Genomic DNA, 19,296 nt, shown 5'->3' with positions numbered 1-19,296 from the left:
TCCTAGCGACGTTTTTCAGGAAGCAATGCCGCCTTCTCTTCTGAAATCCACCATGTATCGATACCTAAATCGTATTTAGGCAGTACATCCGGACGCTCAAACTTATCCCACATGGCCACTCGGTATTCACCCACGTGCCATTGAGGAATGTTGTAGAAGTTCCACTGCAACACACGGTCAAGAGAGCGACCTAGCGTAAGCAGCTTTTCTGGGTTTTGTTGGTTACGCGCGATTTCTTCAGTTAACGCATCCACCACAGGATCCATCACACCTGCTGTATTGTAAGTAGAATCAATGTAGTTAGAATTCCAAACAATCATTAAGTTCGGACTTGGATAAGGGTTTGGCGAAAACGATGAAGAGACCATATCGAAGTCTCGGTCGCGAAGACGCTTAATATATTGCGTGGTATCGACCGTGCGGATCTTCATCTCAATACCCATTCGTTTTAGGTTCTTTTGAACAGGTGTCGCAATACGCTCCGTCGTTGGGCTGTAAATCAGCAACTCAAATGACATAGGCTTGCCAGTCTTTTGATTGGTCATTACTTTGTCTTTTAGTACCCAACCCGCTTCCTTCAGCAGTTTAAATGCCGTGCGCATTTGGCTACGAATGCGACCACTACCATCGGTTACAGGAGGTTGGTATTCTTCCGTAAACACTCGAGGTGGGATCTGGTCTTTGTACTGAGACAGCAACGCCACTTCGTCTTCACTTGGCAAACCTTTTGCTTCATAGTCAGTGTTTTGGAAATAACTACGAGTTCGCTTGTACTGGCCGTAGAACATGTTCTTATTCATCCACTCAAAGTCCATCGCGTACGTCAACGCTTCACGAACTTTAGGATCTGAGAACACCGGAGATTGAATATTGTAAACAAAGCCTTGGGTCGACTCTGGCTTCTCGTGATTGATCTCTTCTTTGACGATATAGCCTTTGTCGAAGTTTGCGCCGGTGTAAGAGTTAGCCCAGAACTTGGCTGAGTTCTCTGTTCTAAGGTCGAACTCCCCTGCTTTAAAGGCTTCTAACATCACAGTGTCATCACGATAGTAGTCGTACTGCACTTCCTTGAAGTTATTACGACCCACGTTAACGGGCAGATATGCCGCCCAATAGTTTTCATCAAGGCCGTAAGTAACACTTTGACCCGACTTATAACTGATGATCTTATAAGGACCGCTGCCGACTGGCGGTTCACTTAGCGGCTCAGAGAGTTTTCTGTCTTTCCAGAAATGCTTAGGTAACACGCGAGTGCTTTGCGCAAAGCTAAACAATTTCTCACGATTCGGATTATTCATCTCGATACGAACAACCAAATCAGAAATCGCAGTAACGGATTCGATGTCTTTGTAATACACACGATATTGTGGCACACCTTCTGTCGAAAACTTCATGAAGGTAAACGCCACATCATGAGCCGTGATCGGTTGTCCATCTTGGAATTTAGCATTTGGGTTGATATCGATTTCCATCCAAGAGAAATCACTCGCATAACGAACTTTAGAAGCAATCAATGGATAGTACGCATCAATTTCATCATTCGGTGAAAACATTAACGTATCGTAAATTTCACCTGAATAACTGGCTGCAACGCCGCGGGAACCGAATCGATTAAAGCTATCGTAAGTACCAATGCTACCGTAAGTCACTTTGCCAAACTTAGGTGCATTCGGGTTAACGTAATCGAAGTGAGTAAAATTTGCTGGGTATTTTGCTTCACCAAAACCAACCAGTTGTGTGGTTTCAATAACGGTGACAGCGGGAGTAGATTCGGTATCGGATGCGTAAGTAACGGAGGATTGTAGAGCAATAAGCGGCAGCATAGCTGCACATGAGGCTAACTTTAACCTGAAAAACTGAGTGCGCTGCGAGGCCTTGCGTCGAAGATCTGTTACCATTTGACTCTCCCTTCAAATGTCATGAATTCAATATTCAGCTTGATTTGTCGGCTTTGAATGCATGCCGTTAAAACAAGTATAGAATCAAATCTAACATCATGTAATAACTAATAAAACCATCAGCACCATAAGTCTTACGCTTTATTTACAAATTACTCGGGAATGTTCTAAGAAATATCACGCGCTAGCGCCATGGCTGAACCTGTGGCTAGCGCGTGATTGCGTAGGATTAACTGTGCTATTAGCTACTGCACCAGATACGCGTCAAAGATAAGTTGACCTACTTCGTTGATCACCTTGTCACGTTGTTGGAGAGTGAATTCAGTTTCTGTAAGAGAGACGTTGATGATCAATGGAGCGCGATGTTCACTCCACACGATAGCCGTAATTGCGCGAGAGCCATACGCTCCAGCACCCGATCTATCGGCAATATTCCAACCACTAGGCAAGATAGAGCGGAACATTCCGTCAGACACTTTATTGCCCATCATCCACCCTGTTAACGTCGATGTGGACGCTTGTGACAACGTATCGCCATACATCAACTCATTCAGCGTCATCACAATGCTATTCGGTGTCGTGGTATCGCGAGCATCACCCGGTCGAGCATGATTCAATTCTGGTTCTAAGTGGTCAAGGCGAGTATGGCTGTCTCCAATAGAACGCAGGAACTGAGTTAAGCCGTTGGGGCCTTCGATTCCACCAAGCACAATGTTTGCGGCAGTATTGTCACTCATCGTCATGGTTGCGCTACATGCATCTCTCAGTGAAATACCTTTGCCGACCAGCTCTTTAGTCACCGGAGACCAAACAATGAGGTCCTCAGACCTAATGCTGACCTTTGAATCCAAATCTAGCCCTTTGTGTTCAGCATCGTAGAGAAGGTTCGCACAAGCCAGAGTTTTAAAGGTGCTCATCATAGGAAATCGCTCATCCCCCTTGTAGCTCCATGTCTGCTTGGTCGCAGAATCATAGACAGCCACACCAATGCGTGCCGAAACACGAGATTCAATTTGTTCAATCGATTCCGGTTTAAGGGATTGACTCAGTGACGATGTAGAGAAGAAGGCGCTAAACAATACAAGAGCGAGAGAAATATATTTTTTCATAGTAAAACCATAAGAAAACGACCGACCGATCGTAGAGAAAATTAGACACGACACCTTTGCCGCGTCGAACGGAGAGAATCTAAGCAGAAAGTAACGACCTTCGCTAGATCAAATGAAAATAACTGACTAAATCCGAACAATATCTTCATATTTTAGATATCCTTAAAAGAGCGATTTCAATAGGATTCAACCTTGAACAAACCAAACCAAGTAACCTTCTCAACGTTCAACCTTTTGAACTACCTTGAGCCACCGAACGCTTATTATGATTTTGAGAACATCTACAGCTTCGATGAATGGCAGAAGAAGCAAAATTGGATTGCGGAAGCAATTCGTTCATTAGATTGTGATGTGATTGGCTTCCAAGAAATTTTCAGCCCCGAATCTTTAAAGAAACTCATGACAGAGTTGGGCTATCCGCACTTTGCCGTCGTCGATAACGCACACGTTGAAGATCATTACCTATACACCTCCCCTGTTGTGGGCATTGCTTCCCGTTATCCGATTGAAAATGTTCAGCCTGTCACGCCGGATTCTAGCTTACTTGCCGCCTTTAGCTTTGGTGACAATTTTTCATTCAACCGAACACCAGTACACGCCACTATTGAACTGCCTCACTTAGGCTCAACCGATTGTTATGTCGTGCACTTTAAGTCACAACGCGCAACAGAGCCTAAAGTTGAAACGGTAGAACCGAGTGACAGTGCAGCAGAGCAAAAGCCACAAAGCGATACTCTGATTAAACTTCACCAGGAACAACTTGGGTCTTGGCTATCGAGTGTTCAGCGCGGACTAGAAGCTCAAATGCTACACCAATACATTACCAATCAACGCTATCTAACCGACCAACCCGTTGTGTTGATGGGCGACTTTAACAAGCCCCTATTCAACGATGAATTCAAAGGGTTGTTGAGCTATTCGTTGAATCGAGATGAAACCAGCCAACATTGGCTTTCACACTTTAGATTGAGAGACAGTTGGGACCTCTACCATCAATTACACGAAGAAGACTTACTCTCACAACGTAAACCAACTCATTATTACGGAGCATCAGGTTCTGTACTGGACTACATTTTGATGTCGAACGAGTTTGACTGCCAGAACTCCTCAAGTTTGATGGAAATATCAAACTACACTGTGCTCGACCATCATCTGATTAACCCAAGCTTCGAACGCGACCAATTCAGTACCGATCACGCTGTCGTTTCCGTCACCGCTCATATCCGCGAAGCCTAGAGTTAGACATAAAAAAGCCGCAGTCAAACACTGCGGCCTTTCCACTTCAGACAAACGGGTTGAGCCAACCGACGCCCCCATTTAGAAATCGATTTACCGTTTAACAAAGTGTGAAACTTAAAAGTTGTATGTTGCGCCTAGGTAGAACGAATCTAGTACGATGTCATTTTCAACTTTTCTGCGGCTCCAGAAAAAGCCCTCATAACTTTCGACAGTAAAAACATCAGCTTCATAACCAAGTCTTACGCTTAACGCTGATAATTTTGGTGATGTATACTCAACACCGATGCCGTAACGTACGCCAGTACCAGTATCATCAAATTCAGAACCAGAAGGGCGAGAACCATCTGCATTTTTCATGTCTAGGTCGAGAGAAGATAGGCCGATAATGCCGAACGGACGCATGCCGTTATCAAATGTGTATCCTAGGTTTGCAGCTACCGATAACATTTGAGGTGTCCATGTGAAACCTTCGTTTTTAGCAGCGTGGTTTTTTGCCACTACATCGCCGTAGTCTGTGTATTGAACCTCCAGCGATACAATGCGGTTAAACTTGTAACCTGCAATTAGACGGTAAGAGTTGTCTTCAGCTTTAAAAGTCATCGGATCTGTCGATGATGCAACAAAGCCATCATCATCCACGCCAGCAGTACCAATTGCACCACCTAAGTAAAAGCCACTCTCTGCCGCCGTTACACTGTTTGTCGCTAAAGCTGACATCAATGCCACGCCTAAAATTAGTTTGTTATTCATTACTGCTTAACCTTACTTATTTCAAAATTTCAAATCAAGATTGCTTAGTGTTCCCAAACCGCACAATCTTTTTAGAGTCATCCGACACCCCGTCGAATTGGCAAGCAGCTTACGCTCACAGATAACAAAAAAATAAATAAAAATATAATCACTTAGTAACCTCGAACAACACAATCAGTAAAAACAAATAACTAACTGAATAACATAGAAATAAATCACCTTCACTTTAAGTGAAAATTCTCACATCCATTTTCAAACCAACGGTTTTTTATATTTTTTCTTACGCGGCTTACGTGTGCTTACTTTCAAAAGAGGTGTGATTTTGCATAATCCGCGCGCTTTGATTGCTCGCTTACGTGCACAACAAGCCATAAACCAATCTTTACTATTCAGAACAAATGAACATAAATACGATGAACCACACCATAGACTTCAGCGGCCTACTCATTGATACCAACTCTCGAACGATTACCAACCAGCAAGGTAACCGTATTGCATTGCGCCCTCAGGTATTGTCTGTGCTCTGTCTATTAGTAGAAAACATAGGAAAGCCGATAACTAAAGAACATATTATTGATGTGTGTTGGGACGGAGAGCTCTCATCACCTCACGCCCTAGCTAACGTTATTTATAACCTGCGTAACGTATTCGCTCGCTTAAGAACACCTCACATCCAAATTCTCACGGTCACTAAGTTTGGTTACGCTCTATCGATAAAAGAAGGTGTACTGGTTTAGGCTTTGCCCTATTGGATCCAGCGGTAAAGCGACACTGTGAGTAAACTTGTTCTTAGATTTGGCATCGTTTGGGCTCCACTAAAACCAACCTAGTCCCTATTTCCCTTGAATGTATGCAATCAATCACGGTGATTAAGATCACCAAAAAACGCCCAATCGAAACGTTTCGATGATCATTATCACACTCTCAGAAGGTCAAAGGTGCAAATGACAAATCACACACTATTATCACTATCGAAACGTTTCGATGGCTTTTCTTGAGTTGTTTCTCATCCCATCAAACGTGTTTTTTCGATAGGTCGTAATATGAAAAAAAGTACTCTAATAAACTCTGAACTCTCCTACTTAGTGGCGACTCTTGGCCACACAGACGAAATTACGATTTGTGATGCAGGACTGCCGATTCCAGATCATGTTTCTCGTATAGACCTAGCTTTAACTCACGGTGTTCCAAGCTTTGCTCAGACGGTAGAAACCATGCTTAATGAATCTCAAATTGAAGGTGTAGTTATCGCAGAAGAATTTGCAAAAGTTAGCCCAGAGCATCATGCAGCACTGATTGATCAAATCAAAACAGAAGAAGCCCGTTGTGGTAAAGAAATTGCGATTTCTTACATCACTCATGAAGAGTTTAAACAGCGCACTCATGAAAGCCGCGCTGTGATTCGTACCGGTGAATGCACACCTTACGCGAATGTCATTTTCCAAGCTGGCGTAACGTTTTAGCTCAAGCGAAACATAACGACAGCCCAGCGTTACAGCTGAAAGACAGAATAACCAAATACAACTGGCCCCGAGTAAAGGAACCGACATGACTCAAGCCATTTTAGAACTTAGCTCAATTGAGAAGGCCTTCCCTGGTGTGAAAGCACTAGATAAGGCAAGCCTCAACGTTTACCCAGGACGCGTGATGGCGTTAATGGGCGAAAACGGTGCAGGTAAATCAACCCTCATGAAAGTACTAACAGGTATCTATCAATTGGATGGCGGTACTATCGCCTACCAAGGTAAACCTGCTGCATTTAAAGGGCCTCGTGACTCTCAACAAGCCGGTATCAGTATCATTCACCAAGAACTGAACCTGATCCCTGAGCTGACCATCGCCGAGAACATCTACTTAGGTCGTGAAATCACAGGCACCATGGGTCGAATCTTGTGGAATGAGATGTACCAAGAAGCCGACAAGCTACTGAAACGCCTAAACGTAAAACACAGCTCAAAAACACCACTAGGCGAACTGAGCCTAGGTGAGCAACAAATGGTAGAGATTGCGAAAGCCCTATCGTTTGAATCTAAGGTCATCATCATGGATGAACCAACAGATGCCCTAACCGATACTGAAACCGAATCTCTGTTCAAAGTAATCAACGAACTGCGTGATGAAGGCTGCGGCATTGTTTACATCTCTCACCGCTTGAAAGAGATCTTCGAGATCTGTGACGACATCACCGTACTTCGTGACGGCAAGTTCATTGGTCAATGTGAAGTAAAAGATACAGACGAAGACGGCTTAATCGAAATGATGGTTGGTCGTAAGCTCGACGAACAATACCCTCGCATCGCTCCAAGCCATGGCGAAACCTGCTTAGAAGTGATTGGCCTTACTGGTTCTGGTGTTCATGACGTTAGCTTTATCTTAAAGCGTGGAGAAATCCTTGGTGTATCAGGGCTAATGGGTGCTGGCCGTACAGAATTGATGAAGGTGATTTACGGTGCACTTCCGAGTGAGTGCGGCGTTATCAACTTAGAAAACAAAACCATCAACCCTGTGAGCCCAAAAGATGGCCTTGCTAATGGCATCGCTTACATCTCTGAAGACCGTAAAGGTGATGGCTTAGTGCTTGGGCTTTCAGTGAAAGAGAACATGTCGCTTTGTTCACTGGATCTACTGACCAAAAGCGGTCAAATCCAACACAAAGACGAAGTGATCGCAGTGGATGACTTCATCAAGCTATTCAACATCAAAACCCCTACTCGCGAGCAAATCATCGGCAACCTTTCTGGTGGTAACCAGCAGAAAGTGGCTATCGCTAAAGGCTTGATGACCAAACCAAAAGTACTGATTCTCGATGAGCCAACCCGTGGTGTCGATGTCGGTGCGAAAAAAGAGATTTACCAACTCATTAATAAGTTTAAAGCCGACGGTATGAGCATCATTTTGGTGTCCTCTGAAATGCCAGAAGTATTAGGAATGAGTGACCGCATCATGGTGATGCATGAAGGCCGCATCAGCGGTGAATTTGACGCTAAAGAAGCAAACCAAGAATTATTACTGGCGTGTGCGGTCGGTAAAAAGATTAACGAGGACGCAGCATGAGTACCAAAACCATGAGCAAAACAACTGAAACTGAAGCGCCGAAGAAAAAGCCGTTAATCAGCAAAGAGTGGCTGATTGATCAAAAGTCATTAATCGCTTTGATCTTCCTGATTGTTATCGTTTCTTTCTTAAACCCAAACTTCTTTACTGTCGATAACATTCTAAACATTCTGCGCCAAACCTCGGTTAACGCAATCATTGCTGTAGGTATGACGCTGGTTATCCTAACCGCAGGTATCGACTTGAGTGTTGGTTCTGTACTGGCGCTTTGTGGTGCATTCGCAGCCAGCATGATTGGCATGGAAATCCCTGTGATGATCGCAGTACCAACGGCTCTAGTAGCTGGTGCAGCATTAGGTGCTATTAGTGGTGTGATTATAGCTAAGGGTAAGGTTCAAGCCTTCATCGCAACGCTAGTAACCATGACACTACTTCGTGGTGTAACCATGGTTTACACCGACGGTCGCCCTATCTCAACAGGCTTTACGGACACAGCAGACGCATTCGCTTGGTTTGGTACAGGCTACGCAATGGGTGTACCGGTTCCAGTTTGGATCATGGTCGTAGTATTCGCATCCGTTTGGTACCTACTTAACCACACACGCTTTGGCCGTTACGTTTACGCACTTGGCGGCAACGAATCAGCAACCCGCCTATCAGGCATCGACGTAGACAAAGTAAAAATCGGCGTTTACGCAATCTGTGGTCTGTTAGCAGCGGTTGCGGGCATCATTGTGGCTTCTCGTTTGTCATCAGCTCAACCAACCGCAGGTATGGGGTATGAGCTAGACGCTATCGCAGCCGTGGTTCTTGGCGGTACAAGCTTAGCTGGCGGTCGTGGTCGTATCATGGGCACATTGATTGGTGCACTGATTATCGGCTTCCTAAACAACGCCCTAAACCTACTAGACGTTTCTTCTTACTACCAGATGATTGCAAAAGCAGTGGTTATTCTTCTGGCAGTATTGGTCGACAACAAAAACAAATAAGACTCTAGTTTGAGTCAATGCAACACCCTGCTTTTCAACAGAAAAGCATCAATAAATAACAAACATTAAATCTATAAATAATGTAACAACGAGCTAGGACTCACCTCCTAGCTCACCCTACACAAAGGACTTACACCATGAAAAAATTAGCGACTCTTATTTCTGCTGCTCTGCTTTCTACAACGGTATCTGTGTCTGCACAGGCGCAAGATACAATGGCAATCGTTCTGTCTACATTGAACAACCCATTCTTTGTAACCATGAAAGATGGCGCAGAAGCGAAAGCTGAAGAGCTAGGCTACAAGCTTATCGTTCTTGATTCTCAAAACGACCCAAGCAAAGAGCTGTCGAACATTGAAGATCTAACCATTCGTGGTGTTAAGGCAATCCTGATCAACCCAACAGATTCAGATGCAGTATCTAACGCAATTCGCATGGCTAACCGCTCTAACATCCCAGTACTAACGCTAGACCGTGGTGCAAGCCGTGGTGACGTAGTGAGCCACATCGCTTCTGATAACGTAATCGGTGGTGAAATGGCGGGTCACTTCATCATGGAAAAAGTGGGCGAAAAAGCGAAAGTAATCCAACTTGAAGGTATCGCTGGTACTTCTGCAGCTCGTGAACGTGGAGAAGGCTTCATGAACGCGGTAGACAGCAGCGGCCTTGAGCTTCTTGCTAGTCAACCAGCAGATTTCGACCGAACTAAAGGTCTGAACGTAATGGAAAACCTACTGGCAGCTAACCCAGATGTTGAAGCAGTATTCGCTCAAAACGATGAAATGGCTCTAGGTGCACTACGCGCAGTTCAAGCATCTGGTAAAGATGTAATGATCGTTGGCTTCGACGGCACAGACGACGGCATCGCTGCTGTTAACCGTGGCCTACTTGGCGCAACCGTTGCACAACAGCCAGACCTAATCGGTTCTCTAGGTATCGAGATGGCTGACAAAGTACTGAAAGGCGAAAAAGTAGACGAGTACGTACCAGTACCTCTAAAAATCATCGCTAAATAATCGATGCCAAACGAGTAATACAAAGCAGGGAGTCCCCTATCTCCCTGCTTTCTTTACTCAATCACTCACTGGCTCAAAGCAAAAAGCAAAAACCGACAGTGCATCGCTGTTTCTCATCTCCTATCGCGACTTAATGACTCTCTCGCGACTTAAAGAGTTAGCAATGAGAAACACCCATGCATTTTCAAATACGATATATCATAAGGCTCGTATCATGACTCAACTGATTGTTTTAGGTAGCGTTAACGCTGACCACGTACTGCAAGTTCCTTCGTTCCCTCGCCCGGGTGAAACCTTGATTGGTGGTAACTATCAGGTCATCCCTGGCGGTAAAGGCGCAAACCAAGCGGTCGCTGCAGCGCGATTAAACGCAGATATCGGCTTTATTGCCTGTGTCGGTGACGACCCATTCGGCATCAACATTCGTCAAGACTTTGCTAAAGACGGCATCAACATCGATGGCGTAATCATGGCTGAGAACACGCCTACGGGCATCGCGATGATCCAAGTATCAGCAGCGGGTGAAAACAGCATTTGTCTTTCTCCAGAAGCGAACAACAAGCTGACTTGCGAACAAATCGAACCACACTTAGAGAAGATCCGCGGCGCGAAATATCTTCTAACTCAATTGGAAACTCCTATCGAAGGCATTGAATACGCAGCGAAAACCGCAAAAGAGAGCGGAACTCGCGTGATTCTAAACCCAGCCCCTGCTCGTCCATTATCGGATACCTTACTAGCGTGTGTTGATGTGATCACACCAAACGAAACCGAAGCAGAAGTACTGACAGGCGTTACCGTAACCGACAGCGCATCTGCTCATCAGGCATCTTTGGCTCTGCATGCGAAAGGCATCGAGACAGTAATGATCACGCTTGGCGCTAAGGGTGTATGGGTAAGTAGACACGGTGAAGGTGAACTGATAGCAGGCTTCCGCGTTGAAGCGACTGATACAACCGCAGCTGGTGATACCTTCAACGGTGCATTAGTTACTGGCTTACTTGAAGACATGCCAATGGAGCGTGCGATTAAATTTGCTCACGCTGCGGCGGCAATTTCAGTGACTCGCTTTGGCGCTCAAACCTCAATTCCAAGCCGCGCCGAAGCCGATGCGTTTTTGGCACTGCAACTGTCTGCTTAGCTTGATGCCTATTAGAAGGCTGACTCGTTGGCTAAACCCTAATGTTAGCCTTCTAAATAACAAGCATAAGCCCCTGTTTTCAGAAAGAATATCGCTCAACGTGGACAAATGACTCCCACAAGGATTTTTTATGGCAACAATGAAAGACATCGCTAAGCTCGCAAAGGTATCTACTTCTACGGTAAGCCATGTGATTAACAAGTCGCGTTTTGTCAGTGAAGAGATAGCTGAGCGTGTCAACAATGCCGCGAGAGAGCTTAACTATGCGCCTTCTGCATTAGCTCGTAGCTTGAAGATGAAGCAAACCAAAACGCTTGGCATGCTAGTGACAACTTCTACCAACCCATTCTTTGGTGAAGTAGTAAAAGGTGTTGAACGTCGTTGTTATGAAAAAGGCTACAACCTTATCTTGTGTAACACCGAAGGCGATAGCGAACGTATGAAATCGTCTATCGATACACTACTACAAAAGCGTGTCGATGGCTTAATGCTGATGTGCTCTACCCTTGAAGGCGAGCATATCGACGTATTCGAGCGTTACCCAGAACTGCCTGTTGTAGTGATGGATTGGGGCCCAATGCTGTTTGCGAGCGACAAGATTCAAGACAACTCGCATCAAGGTGGCTACATGGCGACCAAACACCTGATTGATAACGGCCACTCTCACATTGGCTGTATCACAGGTCCGTTGCATCGTAACCAGGCATCATCGCGTTACCAAGGCTTCAAACAAGCGATGGAAGAAGCAGGATTGGAGATCAATGCTGATTGGATTGTCGAATCTAACTTCGAGTGTGATGGTGGTTTTGATTCTTATCAAATACTAAAGGCGCGTGGCAAAATGCCGAGTGCACTGTTTGTAAGTAACGACATGATGGCAATGGGCGTAATTCACGCAGCTGCGCAAGATGGCACATCAATACCCAACGATCTCTCAATCATTGGATACGATGACATCCACTTATCTAAATACATGACACCGGCTCTGAGCACCATCCACCAGCCAAAACACCGTTTGGGTAAAGCAGCCGTTGATACACTTTTGAGTCGATTACAAACGCCAGACGCCTACCCACAGGTCGTCGAGTTAGAGCCGACCCTGGTAGAGCGAAGCAGCGTAAAAGCAGTTTAACCCACAGCTACCCAACCCCAGAACAAAGAGCCAGCTTATCCAGTTGGCTTTTTTCTTTAGCTTTTAGCCTTTAGCCTTTAGCTTTAAGTTTGAGCTTTCAGCTCATTAGCCATTAACAAGTGTCGTCCATCAAACTGTACCCTCCGTCTTTCTGATAGATAAAACCTAACAATTTTTTATTCCATCACCTGAGGTTCTGGCAACACAGACGGTGTGCTGCCCATGTAAGTTAAAAAGTTTTCCCACACTTCATGTGTGCGTTGCTTGGTTAACTTGGTCTTACAAGAAAGCGCCATCAGCCCACGAATTGAACCGTCGCGCCATTGGGTATATACAGAGTCACAATGCGCTGTCATATAAGCTTGCCAGCTCTGCCTGTGCAGCTTCAAGTTCAAGTGCAGCACAGTGGTTTATCTCTAGCGTGTTCATCGCATTGTCGCAATCAACTACACCTTCAGAAGCAGATGCCACCCAAGGTACACACGCTAATAATACAATCGATAAAAACTTTTTCATTATTGCTCTCCCTAATTTAAAAGTACGTGTATGCACCCTCTTAATGCCAAGCGTTGCGAATCCTAATAGCATGGGACACCAATTGTTGATAACCACGTTTAGGGTTATGCCTAAAGAGCACAAAAGCATACAACCAAATAACAAGAGACATGGCAAACAAACCTGACTGGAAACCATGTAGGTAAACCTCTGGTAGCAACCGACTACCTTCTGATAATTCTCCATAGAGATGGTTGTTTTACTGCTGATCAACTCATACGTTAAACTTATTGGCATCACCAGAGCCCAAACTAAAAACCAAGACACACTAGTGACAGGCGCCAAACTCAGTAGCGGCTTAAATTGCCTAACTGGAAAAATGAAATACAAAAGCATAATCAGATACAGAACAGCTAAAAATAAGCTCCACGCATTAACACTGACTTCAAAAATCCGATAACGTACATCGACGTACATGGTTAACACTACCGCTCCCAATACAGCAAGCGATAATAACTTTCCCATATACTTGGTTCTAGAAAACCTAATAAGTACATAGCCAATCACAAGAAGAAAGCACGAGAGCCAAACTAACACTTCTGGATCAGTATCAAAAAGACGAGGTGTTGCGGTATTAGACAAGATAAAGATCGCGTAGGTAGGAGCGATCATCAAATAGGCAATGAACACACGCACCAACATCCAAGTTATATTTTTTATCATTACACTCAAACCTACCCAATTGTGTTATTTCAAAAACTGTGGGTCTCAATTTGATACTATAAGCCCGAAAAGATTCCGGCCCATCAAAACCTCAAAAGTACTGAAACAACAAGCGACGCACTTAACCTTGAAAGTAATTGTAACACTATGATTTTTATAGTAAGACTATAAAAAATGTGATTTCGGTTCACAACACATGCTTACATTCACATTAATTATTATTTCTCTTGATAACTAATCGTTAAGTTTATAAATTAAATCGACTGCTCATACACTCGGTAACGCTTCTCCAATTATGGATATCAAGTACCAACATTTTGCCAAGACCACATTCTACTTTGCCATCTCTTTCGTTTTGTCGATGGCATTGCTCATCCCTTTTACACCTTCTCATTATCATGCGTTAACCGAAGAGTCTTCACTGTTAGTCGAAACCAGGCTTCAAGAGATCCAAGCTCGATTTGGCAGCTTTCTCTCAGAGATCACGCCCGACCTTACTTGTGATGCCATCGTTACTGAGCTTCGTCAGAATGTATTCCATGCCGATTGGGTAAAAGAAGCTGCCGTATTCAATAAGCACAATCGCTTTTATTGCTCCACTACCGATGGCGAGGTGTCGTTTCGCTTATATAGCACTATCCGACAAAGGCTCAATGACGATCCAAATTTAACCACCCTGTCATACTCGAGTGCAGCGATCACTAAAGTGCAATCCATCATGCTGATTTTCTCAAACAAAGATGATGCAGGTGTAAGCCTGATGATACCGCCACACTTCATCTACGACCTTGTTGAATCTAACCTCAGTAGCTACGGAATAAGCTCTAAAGTTGAAGTGATTAAGAGAGACATCCACCCGACCGATCCCGGGGCTTATCTTTCAGAAGTACACATACAGTCAGATACCTACCCACTGGCCATTACCTCCTACATCGGGCACCAGTACTACATACACTTCCTCATGAGCTTCTCGTGGTTTGGGTTGCTTATGGCGGGAATCACCACCATTTGTTTGCTCTCCGCCAAGCATAAAAAGCAGAGCCAACGCAGTTTAGAATATTCCCTCTCTAGCGCTCTAAAAAACAAACATTTACAAGTTCACATGCAACCTATTGTCGACCAAAAAACCACCCAAATTGTAGGCTGTGAATCGCTTCTAAGATGGAATGACCCAATTGAAGGTAATGTGTCGCCTGCCATCTTCATTCCACTAGCAGAAAGCTTAGGTTTGATAGAAGAGCTGACATACTTTGTGTTACGCGAAGTATTGAAAACCATCAAAGGCAATCAAGACCTTTTCGAAGACAAATACATCAGCGTCAACATTAGCCGAAACGTCGTGTCTAACAGTAACTTTGCCCACAAAGTATCAGGCATCTTCAAAAGAAACCCAGAGATTCTTAAGCAAGTGGTATTTGAAGTAACCGAAGATGGCGAGTGCTCTGATGCGGATATGGCCAAGATAAAAGAGAACCTGACCAAGCTGGCGAACATGGGCGTGAAAGTCGCGATTGATGACTTTGGTACGGGTTATTCAGGGTTAGATTTCGTAAGGCAATTCCCGTTCAGCATCTTAAAGATTGATCGCGTCTTCGTGCAAAACATTTCAGACGAATCCAGCTTTGGGGTCCCTTTACTAGAATCCATGCTGCAACTGTCCCGCACTTTAGGCATGCAGGTTATTGTGGAAGGCGTAGAGTATGAATCGCAAGTAAAAGTCTTGTCTAAGCTAGGCGTCGTCTATATCCAAGGCTTCTATTTCTATAAGCCGATGCCGATCAACCTAACCATCAACCTGCTCAGGCAGCAACAACAAGTAGCCACAGAAACAAGAGTTAATTTATTACAACTATAGTCCGTCCTGTCGCAGAGTTAGACCAGGAGTTCAACTTTTAGACATCACACAGTAGTAAATTATTCAACAAATGAAAAAGGCTGCAAACAGCAGCCTTGATATATAAATTATTGAAAAAGTATTTATAAATAATACTTTTAATAATTATTACTCACCACATGCGCCAATAATTGACGGTACAGAGATAGCAGGGTGGATCAGGTAGTCTTCTGAACAATCTTTTGCTTGGTTATAAGTTGTACCAGTACAACCAGCAAGTACAGATAGAGCCAAAGCAACGAAAGTTAGTTTTGAAATAGTTTTCATAAAGTTCTCATTTTTAGTTTTAGTCAACTGACAATCAGTGTCAGAAGGCGTTAATGTAATATAGCTAGAAAAAATTTCAATTGATTTCTATAGTTTATAGATAAATTAATAATTACTGATATATCAACATGATGGGTATTCTCAGTAACATAAAATAATAATGATTCCAGCTACCGAGACTCCGAGCCTAAATGATAACAAAAAAACAACCGAAAATTTTAGCTCATAGCCATCACTTGCTTACCGTATATCAGCTAGCACATTTATAAGTCATTTCAGCCTGTTTGTCATGCACAGTCGATTCAAATCTGAAGCTGTACTGTGCAATCTTTGCTGTACTTTTATATAGTCTAATTTAGCTTTAGATTAATTATCAGCACAGTGAACCTCCCCCTTTAAAAAATAATGCTCCAACAACTCGATCGCTTATCAGGGGACCCATTAAAAACTATTGTGCTATTGATACCAACCGTGGATATAACTGGTCACACTAGCTTCTTAAGTATATTGAAAATTTCGGCCTTGTTCTCAAGCTTCAGCCTACCTGTAAACGAGTTATAAAACCTAGAGCTCAAGTGCATAGATACACATAGATTGTTCTTTTTCAGGCACATCCAATGTGTGTTGCCCCCTAGACTTCATTGTCGCACCTGCACGTTTTGCAATCCTAACACTGGCCAGGTTACTCTCTAAACAATGGAACTCAAAGGTTTTAACTCCTTGTTCGCTTGCTAAGGTTGGAACAAGAACCTCCAAAATTTGCCCTACCACTCGATTCCCCGTTGCACTGTCAGCAAGCCAGTACCCTAATTCGCAGACTCGAGTCTCGCGGTGATTTGACTTTACACCAAATACGCCTGAAAACTGTTTTTTGAAGTGTACTGCGAAACACTGTGAGCCTTCGATACCACTGTACAGCCGACCTTCAATATAAGCTCGCGCACTTTCAAGATCGACCACACTCTTCTCCCAGGGCATATATTTTGATAGGTTTCCCCTGCTTGAATCAACGGCATTAAATAATGCAAAAGCATCTGAAACTTTCAAACTTTTTAGGACTATATCTTTAGATATGACTCTTTCCATAACACCTCATTTTTGAGTTTTTGTAAAACAACAACTATTCCAATTCGCTATATAAACAGCAGCTCATGCATGTTCCGATAAGTCTCAATATCCGCACTTAAAAGCATTTATCCTTAATAAAATCCAACGTTATTGTTGTACTCGTATGTAAAAGGCTTTCAATCCCCAACGCCCTTGCCACTTCCACATTAGCGCTGCTGTCATCGATAAAGATACATTGCTCCGCCGTTACGCTCAGCTGAGTCATTAATCTATTGAAAAACAGGCTATTAGGCTTGGCGACGCCTATCTCTGAAGAATTAATAACTTCATTAAACGCTCGTTCTAATCCAACGTTTGCAAGGTCACTAGGCAATCGACTGGTCGCATTAGTGACTAAAACTAACTTACAACTAGAAAGTAGACTCCGGATGTTATTAAGAAACTCCAGGTCGATCACAGCACCAAGTGAACACCACTTATTCACTAGCTTTTTCGCAATACTATTACCATGAACTAACGACAATTCGAGGTAAACAGCCTCGCACCACTCATCATGAGAAATTTGACCAGTGATTGCTGGAAGCAAATTCTTTTCAGAAAAAGCGCATGCGAATAAAGGGTTACTAACTAATCCCAACGAAGCAGCATACTCTTCCATTTCAAAATTAGACCAATGGCGAATGACACCATCAAAATCTATCAATACTGTACTTATCACGCAATTTTCCTAGTAGATAAACGTTCTGTATGTTATTCCCTGAATCAATAGTACATAGAGCCTAAATCTGAAACCTTGTTACTCCTGAACAGACAGACCAAAAGAGAACATACTTAACACGATGAAATAAGCGATAATCGTAAATGCTGGTTAAACTGTTCGTATCCCGCTCTTAATGGCTTCTGCTAGCCCGCTCGCGTTTTCCCACGCCATTGAGTGTCCAGCATCAGGAACCACACTGATCGCGATATCGTGGTTTTTCAACTTCTCGGTATCGTTGTCTGGCAAAGATTTACTGCCGAACAGAAAGGTTCTGCTTACATTAAAAGAGTGCAACCTATCACGCCAACTTGGGTCCTGCCCTTCTATCAAGGAAACAGCTTGCCTGTGTGTCGCTACTGCTGAATTCACCACTAAACTGGCTGCCCACTGAGTATTTGGCTCATCGATGCTGTACTGCACTATCTGAGCGTGGCCGTGGTTGACATATTCAGACTCGGTATAGCTCGCAATCTTCTTGCTAAAGAACCCACCACCGGAATCAAGATTAGCCTCACTCAAAACCAAGGCCTGCAGTTGTGGTAGAACTTTTTCAGCCAATACAACCGACACAGCACCACCCATGCTGTGACCATAAATCACAAACTTATCCAAGCCCAAAGATTGAATGAATGCCTCAAGATAAGCCGCATGGCTACCTATGGAGTAGTCGAAACTCTCAGGCTTATCACTAAACCCAGAACCTAATAAATCGACAAGAATGCGCCGATGAGAAAGCAAACATTCACTGGCCGCAACGGCCGGGTAATCAAACGAAGCAGCACAGCCAATACCGTGTATAAAAATAATAGGCACTTCCGAACCGGGAAGATCATGATACCTAAGTATCGCGTTACAGCCCTCAACCTTAAACTCTTTCATTCCTTCCTCTGAAATCAATAAAACATACTTAACATATACATACTTCACATACCAAACGTGTCGGATTGCTTGTTATTGATCAGCCAATCAAGCCACTGAAAACACAATGCGCTCTTTGCCTTCATCATCTTTCAACTCAAATAAAATGCCTTCGGCCATTACGTCTTTTAATTCGTTGATTAATACTTCTAATTACTCCCCGTTTTCGTCAAATTTAGACGATATATTTTGAGGTAAGAGTGTCACAAGCAGCTTTGCCAACCCTAAAGGAACCGACAAGCTGTCCTTTAGTTCGCCAGTTTCAAAGCAAAACGTGTCAATTTTTAGCTTACGCATACAAAAATACTCGCCAACAACATGGATTTTTTAGAGTACCTTTTTTTTGAGATTTGTCTGTAAGTTACACGCAAAAATGCAATGGAATGCATATTAGGGTGCATTGACTAGCCTACTCTAAACTACGACAGCTCAGCTCAGCTCAGGGCCACCTTGAGGGCGACAATGACATGAATTAGAAAAGCGTTTGTTGAATTGGATGTTAATAGAGGCTTTGCAAAAAGAAATCACACCGAAGCCTTTTGTATGGCACGTGGAACCTGGAAAGCTAACATGATGAATAAATCGTATCAAACAGTCAAAATTTTTGGACTAAGGTGTGATTAAGTAAACCGGTTCTAAACTACTGAAAAGTAAAGTTAAGTTTATATTTAACTAGCAAATTACATTCTGAGATGTTGAAAATGCTAGTTATATATTTCAATTTAAATAAATTTTATTTTTAAATGTATTTTATTAACTTAACAATCAACTAGTTCAATTATTCAATCTATCATTAAAAATAGGACATTCTTTAATTTACATTAGTCACCAAAATAAATAATT

The 19,296-nt window shown here is 43.4% G+C and carries 16 protein-coding genes and 2 pseudogenes; 9 read left to right on the top strand and 9 right to left on the bottom strand.

Annotation, left to right across the window (positions count from 1 at the left end; translation table 11 throughout):
* Positions 1-2: 2 nt before the first annotated feature.
* Together A3712_RS00915 and bla are read right to left on the bottom strand one after the other, a co-directional pair.
* Positions 3-1,898: an extracellular solute-binding protein gene (locus A3712_RS00915; RefSeq protein ID WP_063521883.1), complete on the bottom strand. Its 1,896-nt coding sequence runs from the start codon at positions 1,896-1,898 to the stop codon at positions 3-5.
* A gap of 245 nt (positions 1,899-2,143) precedes the next feature.
* Positions 2,144-3,007 (bottom strand): class A beta-lactamase, encoded by an 864-nt coding sequence (bla, locus tag A3712_RS00910; protein WP_063521882.1) that lies wholly within the window; start codon positions 3,005-3,007, stop codon positions 2,144-2,146.
* A 192-nt stretch (positions 3,008-3,199) separates the two neighbouring features.
* On the opposite strand from bla, the gene A3712_RS00905 reads away from it, so the two are divergent.
* Positions 3,200-4,243, top strand: coding sequence for an endonuclease/exonuclease/phosphatase family protein (locus A3712_RS00905; RefSeq protein WP_063521881.1), 1,044 nt, complete (start codon positions 3,200-3,202; stop codon positions 4,241-4,243).
* 117 nt (positions 4,244-4,360) lie between these two features.
* Here the strand turns inward: A3712_RS00905 and A3712_RS00900 are convergent, their stop codons facing one another.
* On the bottom strand, positions 4,361-4,996 hold the full coding sequence (locus tag A3712_RS00900; RefSeq protein ID WP_063521880.1) for a porin family protein: 636 nt from the start codon (positions 4,994-4,996) through the stop codon (positions 4,361-4,363).
* A gap of 413 nt (positions 4,997-5,409) precedes the next feature.
* Here A3712_RS00900 and A3712_RS00895 point away from each other — a divergent pair, with 413 nt between their 5' ends.
* The 7 genes from A3712_RS00895 (at position 5,410) to A3712_RS00865 (ending at position 12,328) form a co-directional block, all read left to right on the top strand.
* Positions 5,410-5,733, top strand: coding sequence for a winged helix-turn-helix domain-containing protein (locus A3712_RS00895; protein WP_004739472.1), 324 nt, complete (start codon positions 5,410-5,412; stop codon positions 5,731-5,733).
* Positions 5,734-6,039: 306 nt separating this feature from the next.
* On the top strand, positions 6,040-6,459 hold the full coding sequence (gene rbsD / locus A3712_RS00890; protein ID WP_063521879.1) for a D-ribose pyranase: 420 nt from the start codon (positions 6,040-6,042) through the stop codon (positions 6,457-6,459).
* A gap of 85 nt (positions 6,460-6,544) precedes the next feature.
* Positions 6,545-8,050: a ribose ABC transporter ATP-binding protein RbsA gene (gene rbsA / locus A3712_RS00885; protein WP_063521878.1), complete on the top strand. Its 1,506-nt coding sequence runs from the start codon at positions 6,545-6,547 to the stop codon at positions 8,048-8,050.
* Positions 8,047-9,039, top strand: coding sequence for a ribose ABC transporter permease (gene rbsC / locus A3712_RS00880; protein ID WP_004739468.1), 993 nt, complete (start codon positions 8,047-8,049; stop codon positions 9,037-9,039). Before rbsA ends, rbsC begins: the two co-directional genes overlap by 4 nt.
* Before the next feature lie 137 nt (positions 9,040-9,176).
* A complete protein-coding gene (gene rbsB / locus A3712_RS00875) occupies positions 9,177-10,055 on the top strand; it encodes a ribose ABC transporter substrate-binding protein RbsB (protein ID WP_063521877.1) in 879 nt (292 codons plus the stop codon).
* Positions 10,056-10,269: 214 nt separating this feature from the next.
* The gene (gene rbsK, locus A3712_RS00870; RefSeq protein WP_063521876.1) at positions 10,270-11,196 is read left to right on the top strand and encodes a ribokinase; all 927 of its coding nucleotides are present in this window, start codon (positions 10,270-10,272) and stop codon (positions 11,194-11,196) included.
* A 130-nt stretch (positions 11,197-11,326) separates the two neighbouring features.
* Positions 11,327-12,328 (top strand): substrate-binding domain-containing protein, encoded by a 1,002-nt coding sequence (locus tag A3712_RS00865; protein WP_063521875.1) that lies wholly within the window; start codon positions 11,327-11,329, stop codon positions 12,326-12,328.
* Between the two features lie 176 nt (positions 12,329-12,504).
* Here the strand turns inward: A3712_RS00865 and A3712_RS00860 are convergent.
* Positions 12,505-12,844, bottom strand: a pseudogene (locus A3712_RS00860) (lysozyme inhibitor LprI family protein).
* Positions 12,845-12,884: 40 nt separating this feature from the next.
* Positions 12,885-13,546: pseudogene (locus tag A3712_RS28120) on the bottom strand (hypothetical protein).
* A 295-nt stretch (positions 13,547-13,841) separates the two neighbouring features.
* Here A3712_RS28120 and A3712_RS00850 point away from each other — a divergent pair.
* Complete coding sequence (locus A3712_RS00850; protein WP_063521874.1) at positions 13,842-15,401, top strand: EAL domain-containing protein; 1,560 nt, start codon at positions 13,842-13,844, stop codon at positions 15,399-15,401.
* 147 nt (positions 15,402-15,548) lie between these two features.
* Here A3712_RS00850 and A3712_RS26400 read toward each other — a convergent pair whose 3' ends face one another.
* From A3712_RS26400 to A3712_RS00835, 4 genes are all read right to left on the bottom strand, one after another.
* Complete coding sequence (locus A3712_RS26400; protein ID WP_082856149.1) at positions 15,549-15,707, bottom strand: DUF4223 family protein; 159 nt, start codon at positions 15,705-15,707, stop codon at positions 15,549-15,551.
* 564 nt (positions 15,708-16,271) lie between these two features.
* Positions 16,272-16,793, bottom strand: coding sequence for a GNAT family N-acetyltransferase (locus A3712_RS00845; RefSeq protein ID WP_063521873.1), 522 nt, complete (start codon positions 16,791-16,793; stop codon positions 16,272-16,274).
* 97 nt (positions 16,794-16,890) lie between these two features.
* Positions 16,891-17,493, bottom strand: a complete 603-nt coding sequence (locus A3712_RS00840) for an HAD family hydrolase (RefSeq protein WP_063521872.1) — start codon at positions 17,491-17,493, stop codon at positions 16,891-16,893.
* A 150-nt stretch (positions 17,494-17,643) separates the two neighbouring features.
* Positions 17,644-18,414: an alpha/beta fold hydrolase gene (locus tag A3712_RS00835; RefSeq protein ID WP_063521871.1), complete on the bottom strand. Its 771-nt coding sequence runs from the start codon at positions 18,412-18,414 to the stop codon at positions 17,644-17,646.
* Between the last annotated feature and the right edge of the window lie 882 nt (positions 18,415-19,296).

Origin of the sequence: Vibrio sp. HI00D65 (genome assembly GCF_001635455.1) — a bacterium.
Lineage (GTDB): Bacteria > Pseudomonadota > Gammaproteobacteria > Enterobacterales > Vibrionaceae > Vibrio.
Note: the sequence above shows the minus strand (reverse complement) of the source record. Positions and strands in the feature narration are given on the sequence as shown.

Coding starts and splice junctions, on each gene's coding strand:
- A3712_RS00915 (WP_063521883.1), bottom strand. CDS start 1,898: ATGGTAACAGATCTTCGACGCAAGGCCTCGCAGCGCACTCAGTTTTTC.
- A3712_RS00835 (WP_063521871.1), bottom strand. CDS start 18,414: ATGAAAGAGTTTAAGGTTGAGGGCTGTAACGCGATACTTAGGTATCAT.
- A3712_RS00850 (WP_063521874.1), top strand. CDS start 13,842: ATGGATATCAAGTACCAACATTTTGCCAAGACCACATTCTACTTTGCC.
- rbsB (WP_063521877.1), top strand. CDS start 9,177: ATGAAAAAATTAGCGACTCTTATTTCTGCTGCTCTGCTTTCTACAACG.
- rbsA (WP_063521878.1), top strand. CDS start 6,545: ATGACTCAAGCCATTTTAGAACTTAGCTCAATTGAGAAGGCCTTCCCT.
- A3712_RS00900 (WP_063521880.1), bottom strand. CDS start 4,996: ATGAATAACAAACTAATTTTAGGCGTGGCATTGATGTCAGCTTTAGCG.
- rbsK (WP_063521876.1), top strand. CDS start 10,270: ATGACTCAACTGATTGTTTTAGGTAGCGTTAACGCTGACCACGTACTG.
- rbsC (WP_004739468.1), top strand. CDS start 8,047: ATGAGTACCAAAACCATGAGCAAAACAACTGAAACTGAAGCGCCGAAG.
- A3712_RS00895 (WP_004739472.1), top strand. CDS start 5,410: ATGAACCACACCATAGACTTCAGCGGCCTACTCATTGATACCAACTCT.
- A3712_RS26400 (WP_082856149.1), bottom strand. CDS start 15,707: ATGAAAACTATTTCAAAACTAACTTTCGTTGCTTTGGCTCTATCTGTA.
- A3712_RS00865 (WP_063521875.1), top strand. CDS start 11,327: ATGGCAACAATGAAAGACATCGCTAAGCTCGCAAAGGTATCTACTTCT.
- A3712_RS00845 (WP_063521873.1), bottom strand. CDS start 16,793: ATGGAAAGAGTCATATCTAAAGATATAGTCCTAAAAAGTTTGAAAGTT.
- rbsD (WP_063521879.1), top strand. CDS start 6,040: ATGAAAAAAAGTACTCTAATAAACTCTGAACTCTCCTACTTAGTGGCG.
- bla (WP_063521882.1), bottom strand. CDS start 3,007: ATGAAAAAATATATTTCTCTCGCTCTTGTATTGTTTAGCGCCTTCTTC.